Consider the following 17,068-nt stretch of genomic DNA (forward strand, 5'->3'; position numbering starts at 1 on the left):
GCCATGTCCAGCCTGAAAGCCGAAGACTTCATCGAACGCAGCCCGCTGTACCCGCTGCACCGGGGCGCGCGCCTGGCTGCCCTGGGCAGCGCCGCCATAGTCGCCCGCTACGGCGAGCAGGAAGAACACGCGCAACTGCGCAGCTGCGCGCTGATCGACCTGAGCAACCTGCCGCGCGCCGGTTTCCGCGGGGCCGATGCCGCCGCCTACCTGCAAGCCCGCGGCTACGCCTTGCCGGAAGCGCCCAACCGCGCCCTGCGCCAGGCCGACGGCGGCCTGGTGGCGCGCCTGTCGCAGACCGAGTACCTGCTGCTGGGCAGCCTCCACGACGGCGGCGCGCGCGTCGCCGGCGAAGAGGCCGCCTGGCTGCTGGACGACAGCGCCAACTACCTGCTGCCGCGCCAGGACAGCCACGCCTGGCTGCAGCTGAGCGGCGAGCACTACGCGGCGGTGATGGCCAAGCTCTGCGGCGTCGACCTGCGCCCGCAGGCCTTCGGCCCCGGCGCGGTGGCGCAGACCTCGGCGGCGCGGATCAACGTCATCGTCATCAACGCCGGCGGCGACGACCTGCCCAACCTGCAGATCCTCTGCGACCGCGCCTCGGTGCAGTACTTCTGGGAAGCGCTGCTCGACGCCATGGCCGAGTTCGACGGCCGCCCGGTGGGCATCGACGCCCTGCTCGACTGACCGGCCGGCGGCGCCCCGCGAGGGGCGCCGCCGTGGAGGCCCCATGAGTGAAAGCGACTACCGCGTACCGGCCCTGGAACGCGGCCTGAACCTGCTCGGGCTGTTCAACGCCCGCCAGCGCAGCCTGGGCATGAACGAGATGGCCGAACGCCTGGGGGTGAGCCCCTCGGCGCTCTACCGCATCGTCCAGACGCTGCAGGGCATGGGCTACCTGAACCGCCTGGAGCGCAACCAGTACGAGCTGGGCGCGCGGGTGATCTCCGACGGCTTCGCCTACCTGTGCAGCCGCGACATCGTGGAAATCGCCCTGCCCCACCTCAACGCCCTGCGCGACAGCACCTCGCTGTCGTGCCACCTGAGCATCCGCGAGCAGACCGACAGCCTCTACATCTACCGCGCCTTCGCCCCGCAGCGGCTGACGGTGAACATCCCCGTGGGCACCCGCCTGCCCTGCCACGTCACTGCCCTGGGCCGGGTGCTGCTCACCGCCCTGGACGAGGAAGGCCTGGCCCAGCTCTACCAGCAGGTGCGCCTGGACGACTACCCGCCACCGGCGCCGCGCACCCTGCTGGAGCTGCAGCACACCATCGCCGAGGACCGCGAACGCGGCTGGGTGCTGCACCGCTCGGACTACTCCACGGCCATCGCCACCGGCATCCGCGACCGCAGCGGCCAGGTGGTCGCCGCCATCAACCTGTCCGGGCCGGAAGCGGTGCTGGAGTCCCCCGGAGCCGAAGGCCGCTACCTGCGGCTGCTGCAGGAAACCGCGACGGCCATTTCCGGCGAGCTGATGCCCTAGGAAAACCGGGCGGCAGGGCGGCGGCGAAGCTCCGGATAACGACTCCCTCCAACGGGCAGGCCGGCTTGCAAATTCCATTAGCGCTAATGTAATTTGCCGCCAACCTCCAGGGAGACCCGTCATGAGCGGAAAGAACGAGCCCGGCCTGGGCGAACTGCTGCGCCATGTGTCGGAGCTGGTGGAGCTGGGCGCCGAGGAACACTACCGGCAGATGGGCCTGGACTACCGGGCGCGCTACACCCCAGTGCTGCGCGCCCTGCGTGCCGGCGCGCAGACGGTCACGGAGATCACCGCGCGCAGCCACCTGACCCAGGGCGCCATCAGCCAGACGGTCGGCCACATGGAGGCCGACGGGGTGATCTTCCGCCAGCGCGGCGAGGATGGCCGCAAGAGCGTCATCCGCCTGACGCCAGCCGGCAAGACGCTGCTGGGCAAGCTGGACTCGCACTGGGCCGCGACCTTCGAGGCCATCGAACAGCTCGAAGAGGAGATCGGCCACCCACTGCGCCGCGTGCTGGAAGACGCGGCCAGGGCACTGCAGCGCCAGGGCTTTTCGCAACGCCTGAGCCACATCAAGCAAAACCTCGCGACGGGAGCCTCCCACGATGAATGACGCCACCACGGAACCGAAGAACTGGTTCGACCATGGCGGCCAGGCCTACGCGCAGTTCAGGCCGGAGTACCCGCCGGAGCTTGCCGCCTACCTGGCCTCGGTGGCGCCCGACCGGCTTCTCGCGGTCGATGTCGGCTGTGGCAACGGCCAGTTGACCCGCCGGCTTGCCGCGCATTTCAGCACGGTGGTCGGGTTCGACCCGAGCGAAGACCAGATCGCCCACGCCACGCCCCAGGCGAACGTCAGCTACGGCTGCGCCCGGGCCGAGGAGCTGCCGCTGCCGAACCATGGCGCGAGCCTGATCAGCGCAGCCCAGGCGGCGCACTGGTTCGACCTGCCCCGCTTCTATGCCGAGGTTCGCCGGGTGGCGCGGCCGAACGCGATCCTCGCGCTGATCAGCTACGGCGTACTGCGCCTGGAGGGCGAACTGGGGGCGCGCTTCGAACAGTTCTACTGGAACGAGATCGGCCCCTACTGGCCCGCCGAACGCAAGCTGGTGGACAGCGGCTACGCCACCCTCGACTTTCCCTTCGCGGAGCTGGAGGGCCCTTCGATAGCCATCCGGCTGGAATGGAACCTCGACGCGTTCCTCGGCTACGTCTCCACCTGGTCGGCGGTGCGTAGCGCCAGGGAGGCCGGGCGGGAGGAGCTGCTCCAGCGGTTCGCGGCCGACCTCGCCGAGCGCTGGGGCGACCCCGCCAGCCTGCAGCCGGTGGCCTGGCCCATCAACATGCGGATCGGGCGTCTGTAAGCGAAATCAGCGCTCGCCTGGCGCGGCCGTCGGGGCGCCGTCGCGGCCGCGGGCGGACTCCATGGCCAGCACCAGGTCGCGGGCGCCCGAGCCCCATTTGGTGATGACCTTGACCGCCTGGGTGAAGGGCACGTCGATGGGGTGCACCCGGGGCCCGTCCAGCACGTAGACGGCACCGGCGAAGGGCGTCGGCACCGAGGGCACGAACACGGTGTAGCGGCCGTCCTCGAACGCCTCGATGATGAACCCGGGCACCAGCGCCTCCTCGATCTCCACCAGCGCCGGCTTCCAGATGCCGTCGTTCTTCTCGCCCGCCACCTGCAGCGTCAGGTTGCGCAGCAGCTCGTAGCCCGGGATCCTGCCGAACACCGACGTCTCCAGCCGGCCACGGGCCGCCCGCCCCAACCGGGTGCGCACGGCCAGCCCCAGGACGAAGCAGACCACCAGCACCAGCAGGACGGACAGAATCTCCTGGGCCGGCAGGCTCTCCGGCAGCAGCCGGGTGAAGGGCCGCACCAACTGGCCGGCCGAAGCCATGCCCTTGAGCAGCAGCAGGAGCGCCAGGTAGATCGGCAGGACGACCAGCAGGCCGGCCAGCACGCACCTGCCGATGAAAACGACGGCGTTTTTCACGGGAGAGTCTCCTTGCAGTGCTGGTCGCGGTCTGTGCCTGACCCCCTATGGGGAGACGACAGGGCCTGCAGACAGCCTAGACGACGGCGGGCCGTTTCTCCGCGGCCGCGCAGAGGGAGGCGCTGCGATGCTCCGTCAGCCGTCGGGCGGCAACGGCCCTTCGTCCGCCAGGCTGAACTCGCCCAATTCCTGGAAGGGCGCGGCAAGCGGGAATGCCTTGAACAGCGCGTAGGCCCGCCGGCCACGGTGGCCGAGCCCGTCCTCGGACAACTCCGCCCCGGCGACGAAGCCCCTGGCCAGCAGCTCGCCATCTTTCGGGCCCGGGTGCGGGTCCGTCTCCACATAGTGCTGCAGCAGGCGCCTGGCGACGGCCAGCTCGCCCGAGTCCCCGAGGTCCGCCTGATGCTCGATGGCCTGCTGCAATGCCGAGCGCATCCCGCCGGCCCCCAGGCTGTTGGCCAGGCCGATCATGCAGCCCAGGGTGAACTGCAGCTTGAAGCCCCGGTGCTGGAAGGCCTCGAAGCTGGGGTCGATCTTGCCGTGCCTGAAGTTGGCCAGTTGCACGCCACGGATGTGCGGATCGGTCAGGATGCGGTCCAACCCCTGGCGCAACCAGGGGAAGCGGATCAGCCCCTGGTCGTTGGCCGCGGCGCCCTTGCCGCCGGCGTTGTTCTGCTTGATCCAGGCCAGGCTCAGCAGGTCGTGCGCATGGTCGGCGAAGGCCGCGGCGAATTCATCGGGGAAGTGCTGGTTGACCCGTTGCATGAACTCGGCGACACCGCCATCGGTGGCGAAGTCGGTGATGCCGAAGGTCAGCCCATCCTGGCCGGAGAGGGTTTCGAAGTTCTTCGACTGGCCGTTGCGGGTGATCACCCGCAGGCAGGTGGAGATGAACGAGCCATTGGCCGAGGCGTCCAGCACGTCCCGCCGTACCCACTCGGCCGGCTGCGGTGCGTACAGGGTGTAGTTGGGGGTCCCCGGATGCAGCGGGGGCGTTTCCAGGCTCGGGATGCGCGGGGGCATGGGGGTCTCCAGTGCTGGCGTTGCGGGGCGTCGGCCAGCCCCTGCGCGGCACCGCCCCGGCATGGCCGGAGGCGGCATCGCATTGGCGCAGAAGGCGTTGCGAACGGACTCGGAGCAAGCCTAGGCCAGGGCGCTGGCCGCCCCCTGCCGGCCTTGAGACGGCTTTCGCATAGCCGTTATCGCGGCCGGTTCCAGCGCCTCAACGCAGCGTGCGCGGCGCCGCCGCCTCAGATCCACTGGTCGTTGCGCTTGCGCCGCACCCGCAGCAGGGTGGGCAGGATCAGCCCGACCAGCAGGCCGGCGCCGGCGATGCTGCCGCCGTAGGCCATGTAGCGCATCAGCACCTGCTTGTTCTCGTCGCCCAGCTGCGCCTGCGCCGCGCGCAGCTCGGAGCGGGCCTTGGTGAGCTCGTCGTCGAGGCCGGCGCGGGCCGCCTGCAGCTCGTCGATGAGTTTCTTGCGCGAGTCCAGGGTTTCCTGCATGCCCTGCACGCGGCGCTTCCAGCTGTCGTCGATGCCCGCCAGCTCGGTGCTCAGCTCGCTCACCTTCTGTTCCAGCTGCGGCAGGCGCTCGGCCTGGCCGGGCTTGTCCTGCAGGTCGCGGCTGGGAATCCAGACGCTGTTGCCGCTCTCGGCGCGCACCTGGCTGTAGTCGCCCTGGGTGTTCAGCAGCTCGACCTTCTGCCCCGAGGTCAGGGTGCCGACGATGCGATAGCCGTCGGTGGGGCCGCTGCGCACGTAGGTCGTCAGGCTGTCGCTCACCCAGCGCGCATTGCCGGCGCCCTCCTCGGCCTGCGCCGCGGCGCCGGCCGCCAGCAGGCCACCCAGCAGGCAGGCGCCCAGGGCGCGGGTGGGAAGGGATACGGAGGCGGGGAAATGACGGGATAGGGACATGGGCAATCTTCACATGGCGATAAACGAACCCCGGCGAGCGGGCGCGGTAAAAAGCCGGCCAGGCAAATGGTCAGGGACGCTACGAACTGGGAAATCAGGGCAGCGCAGTCACCCGGGTGGCGCAGGCCCTGGCCCGCCGCCCGGGTGGGCCGACAGCAGACAGACAGCGCAACGGCACGATGAGTTCACCGGCCACGGCGACAGGGGGATGGGTGGTCGGCCGGGCCGGCCCTCCGCTCGTCGCCTGCTTAGGCGCCGGCGGGTATTCGCGTGTTTGCTGTAAGCACCACCTTCGCGGAGGGCTCGCCATGCGACGGCAGTTCCTTTTCCCGCTTGCCACGCTGATCACCCTGGCCCTGGGAACGGCCGCCTGCAGCAGCCAGGACTGTACCCCCGGGCAGCAGACGGACAGCAAGGACCGCACCAGCCGCCAGCAGATACCCCGGCAGCAGATCGATCCGCGGGTGCAGTCGTTGCCCAGGTATTGAGGGGCGGTTTGGCTGGAGTGCGAGGGGTAGTCCGCTTGCCCTCTCCCCCCGCCCTCTCCCGCAAGCGGGAGAGGGAGCCGTTCGGCATGAGGCGCAATCGTAGAGCCCGCCGGTTACGCCGGAGTTGCCGGCGAACGCGATGATTTCCGCTGGCACGGATAGCCCCATCGCGGACGGAGTCCGCTCCTACGCGGCCCCACCGCTGCACTCCCCTGTAGGAGCGCGCCCTGCGCGCGAAATCGCGGGCAGGGCCCGCTCCTACATCACCGGCTGGCAGCGCTTTTCGTAGGAGCGGACTCCGTCCGCGATTGGCCCCACCGGTGGCGCCCTACGGTTCCTCCTGCGCCCCCGTGGTATCGCGGATCAGCGTCGCCGCCTTCAACTCCGGCCTGGGCTGGCTGCGCAGGGCCTTCACCTGGCCGGCGTCCACCGCTTCGGCCTGGTTGCCCCAGCTGCTGCGGATGAAGTTGACCACCTCGGCCACCTGCTGGTCCGACAGCCGCCAGGCGAAGCCGGGCATGCTGAAGGTGGACGGCGCCGTCGCCGTGGCCGGCAGGGTGTGGCCGTCGAGCACGATGTGGATCAGCGAGGTGGCGTCCGCGCTCTGCAGCACCGGGTTGCCGGCCAGCGCCGGGAACACCCGGGCGTAACCCTTGCCGTCGGTGCGGTGGCAGGCGGCGCAGTTGTCGACGTAGAGCGCGGCGCCGGCCTTGCCGTCGTCGCCCTTCCACAGCGCCTCGGCGACCTGGCGGTCCTCCTGGAACGGCTTGTCGTCCGGGTTCACCGGCGGCAGCGTCTTGAGGTAGCGGGCGATGGCCGTGAGGTCGGCATCGGTCATGTACTGCATGCTGTGCTCCACCACGTCGCCCATGCCGCCGAACACCGCCGTGCGCTCGGTGCGCCCGGTCTTGAGGAAGGCGACGATCTCCGCCTCGCTCCAGCTGCCCAGGCCGTCCTTGTGGTCGCCGCGCAGGTTCTTGGCGATCCAGCCCTCCAGCGGCGCGCTGCCGGCCAGGTAGGCCGGGCCGTCGGCGGCGCTCAGCGCCTTCTCCTGCATGGTCGGCGCCCGTGGCGTATGGCAGGCGCCGCAGTGGCCCAGGCCCTCCACCAGGTAGGCGCCGCGGGCCACGGCCGGGTCGTTGCCGGCGGCCGCGAAGGGCTTCACCTCCGGGGCGAACAGGTTGCGCCAGATCGCCAGCGGCCAGCGCATGCTCAGCGGCCAAGGGATGTCGCTGTCCTTGTTCTCCTGCACCACCGGCGCCACGCCGTGCATGAAGTAGGCATAGAGCGCGCGCATGTCCTCGTCGCTGACGCGGGCGTAGGACGGGTACGGCATGGCCGGGTACAGGGTGCTGCCACCCTTGCCGATACCCTGGCGCACCGCACGCTCGAAGTCCTCGTAGCTGTAGTTGCCGATGCCGGTCTTGTCCGGGGTGATGTTGGTCGAGTAAATGGTGCCGATGGGCGTCGCCATCGGCAGGCCGCCGGCGAACGGCTGGCCGCCCTTGGCGGTGTGGCAGGCCACGCAGTCGCCGGCGCGGGCCAGATATTCGCCCTGCTTCACCTGCGCCGGGTCGGCGGCGTGCAGCGCGGTGCTGGCGGCCAGGGCCAGGGCGGCGATGGGGAATCTCTTCATGCTCCAGCCTCCTATGCCTGCACCAGCGGGCCCGGGTTCTTCAGGTAGACCTCGCGGATGGCCCGCGCCGACCAGTAGGTCAGCGCCGCCACCAGCCCGGTGGGGTTGTAGCCCAGGCCCTGGGGGAAGGCCGAGGCGCCGGGCACGAACACGTTGTGCACGTCCCACACCTGCAGGTAGCGGTTCAGCGCGCTGGTCTTGGGGTCGGTGCCCATGATCGCCCCGCCGTTGAGATGGGTGGTCTGGTACACGGTGGCGTCGAAGTGCTGGCCGAATTCCTTCATCGGCGCGGTGACCACCTTGGCGCCCATGGCATCGGCGATCTTGCGCATCTGCGCGACCATGAAGCGGTTCATCTTCACGTCGTTGTCCTTCCAGTCGAAGGTCATGCGCAGCAGCGGCTGGCCGTAGGCGTCCTTGTAGACCGGGTCGAGGTCCAGGTAGTTGTCGCGGTAGGACTGGTGCGCGCCGTGGGTGTCCATCGCCAGCATGTGCCGGTAGCTGTCGGCCAGGGCGGCCTTCCAGGCGCTGCCCCACTTGGGCGTGCCCGGCGGCACCTTGGCCCCGGCGATGGGCTTGGTGCCGGCCTGGTTGACCCAGAACGGCGAGCCGCCGACGAAGCCGTGGGGGCCGTGGTCGAAGTTGTCGGCGTTGAAGTCGTCCACCGCCACGCCGTTGCCGCCGGCGCCGATGAAGGGGTTGGTGTGGTGGCTGGCCTTGTCGAAGAAGGCGCTCACCGTGGAGATGTTCTGGAAGGCGAAGTTGCGCCCCACCACGCCTTCGTTCTTCAGCGGGTCGTAGGGCTTGCCGATGCCCGAGAGCAGCATCAGGCGCACGTTGTTGAACTGGAAGGCGCCGAGGATCACCAGGTCCGCCGGCTGCTCCACTTCGCGGCCCTGGGCGTCGACGTAGGTCACGCCGGTGGCCAGGTCCTTCTCGGCGTTGAGGTTCACCCGCAGCACGTGGGCGTTGTTGCGCAGCTCGAAGTTCGGCACCTGGCGCAGCGCCGGCAGGATGTTCACGTTGGGCGAGGCCTTGGAGTACATGTAGCAGGCGTAGCCGCTGCAGAAGCCGCAGAAGTTGCACGGCCCCATCTGCACGCCGTAGGGGTTGGTGTAGGGCCCGGAGGTGTTGGCCGACGGCAGGTTGTAGGGGTGGTAGCCGACCTCGCGGGCGGCCTTCTCGAACAGCTGCGCGGACACGGTGTTCTTCTGCGCCGGCAGCGGGAAGTCGCTGGAGCGGTCGGCGGCGAAGGGGTTGCCGCCCTTGTCGCGGCCCACCACCTGGCCCTTGACCGACCAGGCCGTGCCGGAGGTGCCGAAGACCTTCTCGGCGAAGTCGAAGTACGGCTCCAGCTCGTCGTAGCCGACGCCGAAGTCCTGGATGGTCATGCCCTCGGGGATGAAGGCCTTGCCGTAGCGTTCCTCGTAGTGGCTGCGCAGGCGCAGCTCCACCGGGTCGACGCGGAAATGCACGCCCGACCAGTGCAGCCCCGCCCCGCCGGTGCCGGTGCCGGGCAGGAAGGCGCCGAACTGCCGGTAGGGCACGGCCATGTCGTTCAGGCCGTGGCGCAGGGTCACGGTCTCGCGGGAGATGTCCATGAACAGCTTCTTGCGCGAGTTGTAGGTCAGCTCGTCCATGGTCTGCGGGTAGACGCCGTCGGGGTAGGTGTCGCGGGCCGGGCCGCGCTCCAGGGCCACCACCTGCAGGCCCGCCTCGGTCAGTTCCTTGGCCATGATGGCGCCGGTCCAGCCGAACCCGACGATGACCGCGTCGACTTTCTTCAATACCTGGGCCATCGCCTCAACCTCGCTCGCCGCTGATGGAAACCGGGGGGAAGGGATAGCGCTCGTCGCGCTCCACCCAGTCCATGAAATCGGCGCGGGCGCCGGGGAAGCCGATCAGCTTCCAGCCGGCCAGGCCCTGGTTGCCGCCGTGGAGCGGGTCGCTGAAGAAGCCTTCGCGGGTGTTCAGCCAGAGCATGGCGAAGAAGGTCGCCGCCGGCACCGACTGGAACGCGGCCTTGCCGGCGTCCAGGGTCTCCAGCGCCTGCTGTTGCTGCGCGGCGTCCAGTTCGGCGAAGGGCTTGCCCCACTGCGCCTGGCACCAGGCGTCGGTTTCCTGGATGCCCAGGCGGTAGATCTCCTGCGGGCTGAGCTTGAGCTGGTAGCCCAGTTCCGCCGGGGCGTCCGGGTGGAAGGGCCCCTGCATGTACCAGAGCCCGCCGCTGCCGTAGCGGGTGTTCAGCTGGCGGTCGATGAACTCCGGCACGCCGGCGTCCGCCGCCCCCGGCCCCAGCCCGTCGGTGGGGATGAGCACGGCCACGGCGGCCTGGACGAAGGCCCATTCCTGGGCGGTGAAGAAGGTCGGCTGGTAGGCGCGCGCCCCACCCTGCCCCGGCTCGGCGGCGGGTTGCGGGGCAGGCGCGGGCTGGGCCTGCTCGCCGAGCACCACGTTGCCCACCCCGGCGCCGGCCAGGGTGGCCACCGGGATCAGCGTCAGGGACTTGCGCAGGAACTCGCGCCGCGCCGGTTGCGCGGCGCTGGGGTCTTCGTTGGACATGGCTGGGTATCTCCTTTTTCCAACAGGTCAATCAGGTCGTGTAGGTCTTCTCGCCCCTTTTGCGGCCGGTGGTGCTGGGCGCGCGGGGCTGTTGTTCGTGTCGGTAAGCATAGGTGGCTATCGAAAGCTCACCGGCGGATATGTCTACATAGGACGCATAACGCCTACGGCGTTACCCGCCGAATCGCGGACGGAGTCCGCTCCTACGGTTACAGGGGAGCACGGACGTAGGAGACTTTGTCCGCGATTGGATTCACCGGCCACGCCGGACGTCCCGGTGGCACGGCCGACGGCGGATAACCGCGAACGGTTATACGCCCTACGCACCCGGGATGACGCCGGATTAACGTCATCACCACCCCAACCTCACCGCAGGAATTTCAGATCGGAAGGCGCATCGATGGCGAGCTTCTGCAGCGTCTCGCCCAGCTTGCCGCTGGCCGGGTCGCGGCGCATGACCACGACCTGGTTGCTCTTCTGGTTGGCCACCAGCAGGAAGCGGCCGCTGGGGTCCAGGCTGAACTCGCGCGGCTCGACGCCTTCCACCGGGCGCCGCTGCAGTTCCTTCAACTGGCCGCTGGCCGGGTCCACCGCGTACACCAGCAGTTCGCTGGCCTTGCCGCGGTTGCTGGCGTAGAGGAAGCGCCCGTCCGGCGACAGGTGCACGGCGGCGGCGGCCTTGTGCGCGGCGTCCTGGCCGGCGGCCATGTCCACCAGTTGCTTGCGCTGCAGCTGGCCGTCGCGCACCTCGAACATGGCGATCTGCCCCGCCATCTCCAGGGTCAGGTAGGCGTAGCGGCCGTCGCGGCTGAACAGCAGGTGGCGCGGGCCGCTGCCCGGCGGCAGGTCCACCGCCGGCGGCTGCGCCGGGCTCAGCGGGTGCTCGCGGTTGGCGGCGTCGTAGCGGTAGACAAAGACCTTGTCCGCCCCCAGGTCCTGCACGTACACATGACGCCCGTCCACCCCGGACACCACCGAGTGCACGTGGCTGCTGGCCTGGCGCTCGGGGTTGACGCGGGAGGCGCCGTGGCGCTCCTGCTGCACCACCCCGGTCAGCTGGCCCTGCTCGTCGATGCCCAGCACCGCGAGGTTGCCGCCGGGGTCGGGGTGCACCGCGTAGTTGGCCACGAACAGGTGCCTTCCGCCGGCCGCCAGGCTGGAATGGGTGGGCTCGTCGCCGCGGCTTTCCACCTGGTTCAGCGGGCTCAGCTGGTGGCTGGCCGGGTCGATGGCGAAGGCGCTGACCTTGCCGACCACGTCCCTGCCACCGGGGCCGTTCTCGTTGACGGCGTACAGGCGCGTCTGGTCGGGGCCCAGGGTCAGCCAGGAGGGGTTCTCGCTGGGCACCACCTGCAGCGGCCTGGCCTGGATCCGGCCACTGGCGCTGTCGAAGCGGTAACGGTAGATGCCCTGGCTGCCGGCACCGGTGTAGGTGCCGACCAGCAGGTCGTAGTACTGGGCGGCGCCGGCCGGGCCGGCGAACAGGCCGGTGCTGGCGCACAGTAGCAGGGTCAGGGCGGCAGGTTTGAACATGGCAGTGTGTCCTTGGCAACGGGGGTCCATCTGGGTGGGACCGGCCTCATGGGGGGTGGTTCAGCCGGATCGACGGGCCCAGGCACCGGGGTTGACCAGGTTCGCCGGGCGCTCGCCGGCCAGCGCGGCCAGCAGGTTGTCGACCGCGCAGCGGGCCATGGCCTCGCGGGTATCCTCGGTGGCCGAGCCGATGTGCGGCGTCGCCACCAGGTTGTCCAGTTTCAGCAGCGGCGAATCCGCCGGCAGCGGCTCGCGGACGAACACGTCCAGCCCGGCGCCGCGGATGCGCCGCTCGCGCAGGGCCCGCAACAGCGCCTCTTCGTCCACCACGCGGCCGCGGGAGATGTTCACCAGGATGGCCGAGGGCTTCATCAGCGCCAGCTCGCGTTCGCCGATCAGCCCTTCCGTTTCAGCACTCAGCGGCACGCACAGGCAGACGAAGTCGGCCTCGCCCAGCAGCGCCTCCAGCGGCAGGTGGCGCGCGCCGTAGCGGGCCTCCACTTCCGGCCGCGGCCGCCGCGCGCTGTACAGCACGCGCATGCCGAAGCCGGCCTGGGCGCGGCGCGCCAGGGCCTCGCCGATGCGGCCCATGCCGACGATGCCGAGGGTCTTGCCGTGCACGTCGCAGCCGAACTGCGCCGGGCCTATGCCGGCCTGCCAGTGGCCGGCGCGGATCCAGCGGTCCAGCTCGGCCACCCGCCGGGCGCTGGCCAGCAGCAGGGCGAAGCCGGTGTCGGCGGTGGTCTCGGTCAGCACGTCGGGGGTGTTGGTGAGCAGCACGCCGCGGCGGTCCAGCTCGGCGATGTCGTAGTTGTCCACGCCCACCGAGACGCTGGACACCACCTCCAGCTGCGGCGCCAGGTCCAGCAGCCCGGCGTCCAGGCGCAGGCTGGCGCCCAGCAGGCCCCGGGCGCCGGGCAGCGCCGCGCGCAGGCGGGCCAGGCCGTCGGCGGCCGGGTCCTCGACCAGGGTCACGTCGGCGTGGGCCTGCAGGCGCTGCATCAGTGCGTCGGACAGGCGCTTGTAAAGGACGATGCGTTTCTTCATGGTCGTATCTTCCTAGTGGCCCAGCGCCGGTCGAAGGCGCTCGGCTTTCTGCGAGGGGTTGAGGACGGCGGTCAGGGCCACGGCCGCCAGCAGCGAGCCGCACATGAACAGGTAGGAGGCGCCGGGCCCGCCGGTGGCGCCGTTGAGGTAGCCCACCAGCCAGGAGCCGGAGAACGAGCCCAGCGCGCCCATGCTGTTGATCAGCGCCATGGCGCCGCCGGCGACGTTGCTCGGCAGCACCTCCGGGACGATGGCGAAGAACGGCCCGTAGGGCGCGTACATGCAGGCCCCGGCGAGCACCAGCAGCGCGTAGGAGGCCCAGAAGTGCTGGCTGCCCAAGGCGTAGGAGCCGTAGAAGGCCAGCGCGGCGACCAGCAGCGGCGGCCAGACGAAGCGCTTGCGCTTCTGCAGGCGGTCCGAGGCCCAGGACACCCCGAGCATGGCCAGCACCGCCACCAGGTACGGCAGCGCCGACAGCCAGCCGGCGCTGACGATGTCCAGGCCCGAGGCCTGCTTGAGGATCGACGGCAGCCAGAGCACGAAGCCGTAGACGCCGATGCTCCAGCAGAAGTACTGCAGGCAGAGGATGATCACCTTCGGCGAGCGGAATGCCTCGCGGTAGTTCTTCATCGGCTTGATGCCCTGCTGCTCGGCGGCCAGGGCGCGCTGCAGCGCGGCCTTCTCGGCCTCGTCGAGCCACTTGGCCTGGGCCGGGCGATCATCCACCAGGCGCCACCAGATGAAGGCCCAGAGCACCGCCGGCAGGCCCTCGATGATGAACATCCAGCGCCAGTCGAACTGGCTCACCAGGTAGCCGGAGAGCACCGACATCCAGAGGATGGTCACCGGGTTGCCGAGGATCAGGAAGGTATTGGCCCGCGAGCGTTCGGCGCGGGTGAACCAGTGGCAGAGGTAGATGAGCATGGCCGGCATCACCGCCGCCTCGACCACGCCGAGCAGGAAGCGGATGCCCACCAACAGGTAGACGTCGCGGACCATGCCGGTCAGCGTGGCCAGGCCGCCCCAGAGGATCAGGCTGGCGAAGATCAGCTTCTTCACGCTGCGCTTCTCGGCGTAGATGGCCCCGGGCACCTGGAAGAAGAAGTAGCCGAGGAAGAACAGCGCGCCCAGCAGCGACGACAGCGCCGGGGTGATGTTCAGGTCCTCGGCCATCCCGGAGGCGGCGGCGAAGCCGTAGTTGGCGCGGTCCAGGTAGGCCAGGCTGTAGGTGACGAAGACGATGGGCATGATGTGCCACCAGCGGCGTGGGGCGAGTCGGTCGATCTGCATGGCGTTTCTCCTGAGCTTGTTGTTCTTGTCGCAACAGGTGCCGGCCGGGCCGGCGGGTTTCGGGGTTCAGGCACGCAGGCGCGCGTCGTGGGCTTCCAGTTCGTGGCGCTGCGGCAGGCCCTCCATGTCGCCGCGCGACTGCACCGCGCGGCTGCCGCACCAGTTGCCGCGGGCCACCGCCTGGCGCAGGTCGCGGCCTTCCAGCAGGGCACTGATCACGCCGACGGCGAAGGCGTCGCCGGCGCCCACGGTGTCCACCACCCGCGCCACCGGCTGCGGCGGCACCACGCCTTCGCGGCCGTCGGCGTCGCGGAAGTAGGCGCCCTCGGCGCCGAGCTTGATGGCCACGCATTCCACGCCCTGCTCAAGGTAGAAGCCGGCGATGGCCTCGGGCGACTGGCGCCCGCTCAGCAGGCGGCCCTCCTCCAGGCCCGGCAGCACCCAGTGGGCCTTGAACGCCAGGGCGTTGACCTCGCGCACCATGGTCGCGCGGTCCGGCCACAGCGAGGGGCGCAGGTTGGGGTCGAAGGAGACGCTGCGGCCGGCGGCGCGCATGGCGTCCAGCAATTGCCGGGAGAGTTCGCGGCAGCTCGCCGACAGCGCCGGCGGGATGCCCGTGGCGTGCAGGTGGCGCGCCCGCAGCAGGCCCGGGCGCAGCAGCGCCGGGGACAGGCGGCTGGCCGCCGAGTTGCGGCGGAAGTACTCCACCCGCGGGTCGCTGCCGTCGTCGCAGCGGGCCTTGAGCTGGAAGCCGGTGGGGTGCTCGGCGTCGATCTCGACGCCGTCGCAGTCCAGCCCCTCGCGGCGCAGGCTGGCGAGCACGAAGCGGCCCAGGGAGTCGTCGCCCACCCGGCTCAGCCAGTTCACCCGCAAGCCCAGGCGCGCCAGGCCGATGGCCACGTTGCTGTCGGCGCCGGCGATGCGCTTGCCGAAGCCCTCCACCTCGGCCAGGTCGCCGCACTGCTCGGCGACGAACATGGCCATGGTCTCGCCGAAGCAGAGCACGTCGTGTTCAGCCATGGCGCACCTCCGGGGCGCGGCCCAGCTGCGCCAGTTGCTCGACCTGCTCGCGGGTCAGGCTGGCCAGGTCGTCGCCGGCCAGCGGGTATTCGATGGCGCGCGGCACCCCGGGGGCGAAGCGCGCCAGCAGCGCCTCCCACTCGTCGAGGTCGGCGGCCTGCGGCGGCACCGCCACCAGGCGCCCGTCCTCGCGGCGGCGCACCGCCTTGCAGTGCACGTAGCGCACCCAGGGCCCGAGCAGGCGCGCCGCCTGCTGCGGCGACTCGCCCTGCCAGTGCCAGTTGCCGATGTCGAAGGTCATGGCCAGCGGCAGGCCCAGCTCGCCGGCGCGGCGGAAGAAGCGCAGCAGCGGCTCGACGCGGCCGCCCTGGGCGGTCTGGTCGTTCTCCACCAGCAGCACCGGCCCCTGCCCGAGCAGGGGGCGCAGGGCTTCGAGGTCGCACTCGTCACGGTAGTGGCCGAGGGAAACCTTCAGCGCCACTGCACCGGCCTCCCCTGCCAGGCGCAGGCGCCCGGCCAGCGCCGGCTCCAGGCGGCCATCGGCGCGCCACAGCTCCAGCGGCGCCGAGTACAGGCTTTCCAGGCCCTGGGCGGCGCTGGCCGCGGCCAGGGCGGCGGCGTCGGGCAGCGCGTCGAAGAGTTCTTCGCGCCATTCGACGCGGCTCGCGCCGGCCTCGGCCAGCAGTTCCAGGTAGGCGGCCTGGCCCCGCTGCCGCACGGCATCGGCGCCGAAGCTGGACAGGCTGATGGATACGGGGTTCGCGTGCATTGTTCTTGTCCTTCTCGTTCAGCCGGGATGAAACCGGTTTCATTTCTAGCCGAAAACCGCTGCGGCCTGGGCCGCAGCGGCTTCAGCCGCGTACTGGGGTGGAACCTCGGACGATGAGTTCGGCGCGCAGGTCCAGGCGCCGCGCCGGTTGCGTGACGCCCTGCAGGCGTTCCAGCAGGCACTGGAAGGCCGCTTGGCCGATGCGTTCGGTGGGTTGGGCCAGGGCGGTGATGCCGCCGCCGACCAGGGGGTACCAGTCCAGTTCGTCGAGGGCGACCAGGCCCAGGTCGTCGAACAGGCGCACGCCCATCTGGTGCAGGGTGCGGGTGGCGCACAGGGTGGCCACGCCGTTGCAGGTAAACAGGGCCTGGGGGCCGTGCCCGGCGCTGGCGAGGAAGGCGGCCAGGCGTTCGCGCAGGTCGTCGCCGGTCTCCAGCACCTGGCCGCGCAGGCCGGGCCGGCGGGCGATGGAAGCCTGGAAGGCGACCACCCGCTCCTGCCGCGAACTGGTGCCGTCCAGCGGCTCGCTGACCGCCAGGATGTCGCGGTAGCCGCGGGCCTGCAGGTGGTCCAGGGCCTGCTCCACGGCATCGGCGTTGTCCAGGCCCACCAGGTCCGAGCGCAGCTCTTCCAGCTGGCGGTCCACCAGCACCATGGGCAGCTCGCGCGCCAGGCTGGCCAGCTCGCCGGCGTGGTGGCCGAGGGTGTTCACGATCAGGCCTTCGACGTTGTACGACTGCAGCGCCTGCAGGTGCAGGCGCTCCTGCTCGTCGTCGCGGTCGGTGTTGCACACCACCAGGCTGTAGCCGTGCTGGCGGCAAGCGGTCTCCACGCCATGCATCACGGCGACGGAGTAAGGGTTGCGGATGTCCGCCAGGAGCATGCCCACCAGGCGCGTGCGGCCGCGCTTGAGGCCGCTGGCCATGCGGCTGGGGCGGTAGCCGAGCTGCTCGATCACCGCCTCGATGCGCTGGGCGGTGGCATCGGCGAGCAGCTGCCGGTCGCCGCCGATGTAGCGCGACACCGTGGCCTTGGAGACGCCGGCGGCCCGGGCCACCTCGCTGATGGTGACCCGCCCGCGGGCAGGCGGAAGCATGTCGTTCACCCTGTCGATCCTTTTGTATTCACTTGTGCCGGAGGGCTATGAAACCGGTTTCAATAAATCAGGGATGGAGCATGCCGTCAAGCACCGGCGGACGCAATGGGCCTTCCGCGGATATTCTGCTAGGGTAGGAACCAGGAGATGGCATTCCTCCTTTAACCGCCCCCGTGCTGATGATGCCTGCATGACCCCGGACGACATCCGCCCCCGGAGGAATGGATC

At 70.4% G+C, this 17,068-nt stretch carries 17 protein-coding genes and 1 riboswitch; of the genes, 5 read left to right on the forward strand and 12 right to left on the reverse strand.

Annotation, left to right across the window (positions count from 1 at the left end):
* Positions 1-3 precede the first annotated feature (3 nt).
* The 4 genes from PKO50_RS17445 to PKO50_RS17460 all read left to right on the forward strand — a co-directional run bounded on the left by PKO50_RS17445 (position 4) and on the right by PKO50_RS17460 (position 2,850).
* Positions 4-687, forward strand: a complete 684-nt coding sequence (locus tag PKO50_RS17445) for a sarcosine oxidase (RefSeq protein WP_275626732.1) — start codon at positions 4-6, stop codon at positions 685-687.
* 43 nt (positions 688-730) lie between these two features.
* Positions 731-1,486 carry an IclR family transcriptional regulator gene (locus tag PKO50_RS17450; protein ID WP_275626733.1) on the forward strand — a complete coding sequence of 252 codons (756 nt, stop codon included), beginning with the start codon at positions 731-733 and terminating at the stop codon, positions 1,484-1,486.
* 121 nt (positions 1,487-1,607) lie between these two features.
* Complete coding sequence (locus tag PKO50_RS17455) at positions 1,608-2,099, forward strand: MarR family transcriptional regulator (protein WP_275626734.1); 492 nt, start codon at positions 1,608-1,610, stop codon at positions 2,097-2,099.
* Positions 2,092-2,850, forward strand: coding sequence for a class I SAM-dependent methyltransferase (locus PKO50_RS17460; protein WP_275626735.1), 759 nt, complete (start codon positions 2,092-2,094; stop codon positions 2,848-2,850). Before PKO50_RS17455 ends, PKO50_RS17460 begins: the two co-directional genes overlap by 8 nt.
* 6 nt (positions 2,851-2,856) lie before the next feature.
* Here PKO50_RS17460 and PKO50_RS17465 read toward each other — a convergent pair whose 3' ends face one another.
* The 3 genes from PKO50_RS17465 to PKO50_RS17475 form a co-directional block, all read right to left on the reverse strand.
* Positions 2,857-3,483, reverse strand: coding sequence for a DUF502 domain-containing protein (locus PKO50_RS17465; RefSeq protein ID WP_275626736.1), 627 nt, complete (start codon positions 3,481-3,483; stop codon positions 2,857-2,859).
* A gap of 135 nt (positions 3,484-3,618) precedes the next feature.
* Positions 3,619-4,506, reverse strand: coding sequence for a hypothetical protein (locus PKO50_RS17470; RefSeq protein WP_275626737.1), 888 nt, complete (start codon positions 4,504-4,506; stop codon positions 3,619-3,621).
* A 227-nt stretch (positions 4,507-4,733) separates the two neighbouring features.
* The gene (locus tag PKO50_RS17475; protein ID WP_275626738.1) at positions 4,734-5,399 is read right to left on the reverse strand and encodes a TIGR04211 family SH3 domain-containing protein; all 666 of its coding nucleotides are present in this window, start codon (positions 5,397-5,399) and stop codon (positions 4,734-4,736) included.
* Between the two features lie 308 nt (positions 5,400-5,707).
* Between PKO50_RS17475 and PKO50_RS17480 the strand changes: the two genes are divergently transcribed.
* Entirely contained in the window at positions 5,708-5,887 is a 180-nt protein-coding gene (locus tag PKO50_RS17480) for a hypothetical protein (protein ID WP_089392371.1), read from the forward strand.
* 328 nt (positions 5,888-6,215) lie between these two features.
* On the opposite strand, the gene PKO50_RS17485 is transcribed toward PKO50_RS17480, so the two are convergent.
* The 9 genes from PKO50_RS17485 to PKO50_RS17525 form a co-directional block, all read right to left on the reverse strand.
* Positions 6,216-7,523: a cytochrome c gene (locus PKO50_RS17485; protein ID WP_275626739.1), complete on the reverse strand. Its 1,308-nt coding sequence runs from the start codon at positions 7,521-7,523 to the stop codon at positions 6,216-6,218.
* Positions 7,524-7,534: 11 nt separating this feature from the next.
* Complete coding sequence (locus tag PKO50_RS17490; RefSeq protein ID WP_275626740.1) at positions 7,535-9,322, reverse strand: GMC family oxidoreductase; 1,788 nt, start codon at positions 9,320-9,322, stop codon at positions 7,535-7,537.
* Between the two features lie 4 nt (positions 9,323-9,326).
* Positions 9,327-10,085, reverse strand: a complete 759-nt coding sequence (locus PKO50_RS17495) for a gluconate 2-dehydrogenase subunit 3 family protein (protein ID WP_275626741.1) — start codon at positions 10,083-10,085, stop codon at positions 9,327-9,329.
* 366 nt (positions 10,086-10,451) lie between these two features.
* Positions 10,452-11,618, reverse strand: a complete 1,167-nt coding sequence (locus PKO50_RS17500; RefSeq protein WP_275626742.1) for a lactonase family protein — start codon at positions 11,616-11,618, stop codon at positions 10,452-10,454.
* Positions 11,619-11,678: 60 nt separating this feature from the next.
* Complete coding sequence (locus PKO50_RS17505; protein WP_275626743.1) at positions 11,679-12,665, reverse strand: D-glycerate dehydrogenase; 987 nt, start codon at positions 12,663-12,665, stop codon at positions 11,679-11,681.
* Positions 12,666-12,677: 12 nt separating this feature from the next.
* Positions 12,678-13,955 carry an MFS transporter gene (locus PKO50_RS17510; protein ID WP_275626744.1) on the reverse strand — a complete coding sequence of 426 codons (1,278 nt, stop codon included), beginning with the start codon at positions 13,953-13,955 and terminating at the stop codon, positions 12,678-12,680.
* Between the two features lie 66 nt (positions 13,956-14,021).
* Positions 14,022-14,975, reverse strand: a complete 954-nt coding sequence (locus tag PKO50_RS17515; protein ID WP_275626745.1) for a sugar kinase — start codon at positions 14,973-14,975, stop codon at positions 14,022-14,024.
* Positions 14,968-15,744, reverse strand: coding sequence for an AP endonuclease (locus PKO50_RS17520; protein WP_109936267.1), 777 nt, complete (start codon positions 15,742-15,744; stop codon positions 14,968-14,970). The genes PKO50_RS17515 and PKO50_RS17520 overlap by 8 nt, the downstream gene beginning before the upstream one ends.
* Positions 15,745-15,826: 82 nt before the next feature.
* Positions 15,827-16,849 carry a LacI family DNA-binding transcriptional regulator gene (locus tag PKO50_RS17525; protein WP_109936266.1) on the reverse strand — a complete coding sequence of 341 codons (1,023 nt, stop codon included), beginning with the start codon at positions 16,847-16,849 and terminating at the stop codon, positions 15,827-15,829.
* Between the two features lie 125 nt (positions 16,850-16,974).
* Positions 16,975-17,036, forward strand: a riboswitch (Fluoride riboswitch).
* Positions 17,037-17,068 lie beyond the last annotated feature (32 nt).

Source organism: Pseudomonas sp. 273, from assembly GCF_029201425.1.
In the GTDB taxonomy this organism is placed as follows: Bacteria; Pseudomonadota; Gammaproteobacteria; order Pseudomonadales; family Pseudomonadaceae; genus Pseudomonas; species Pseudomonas delhiensis.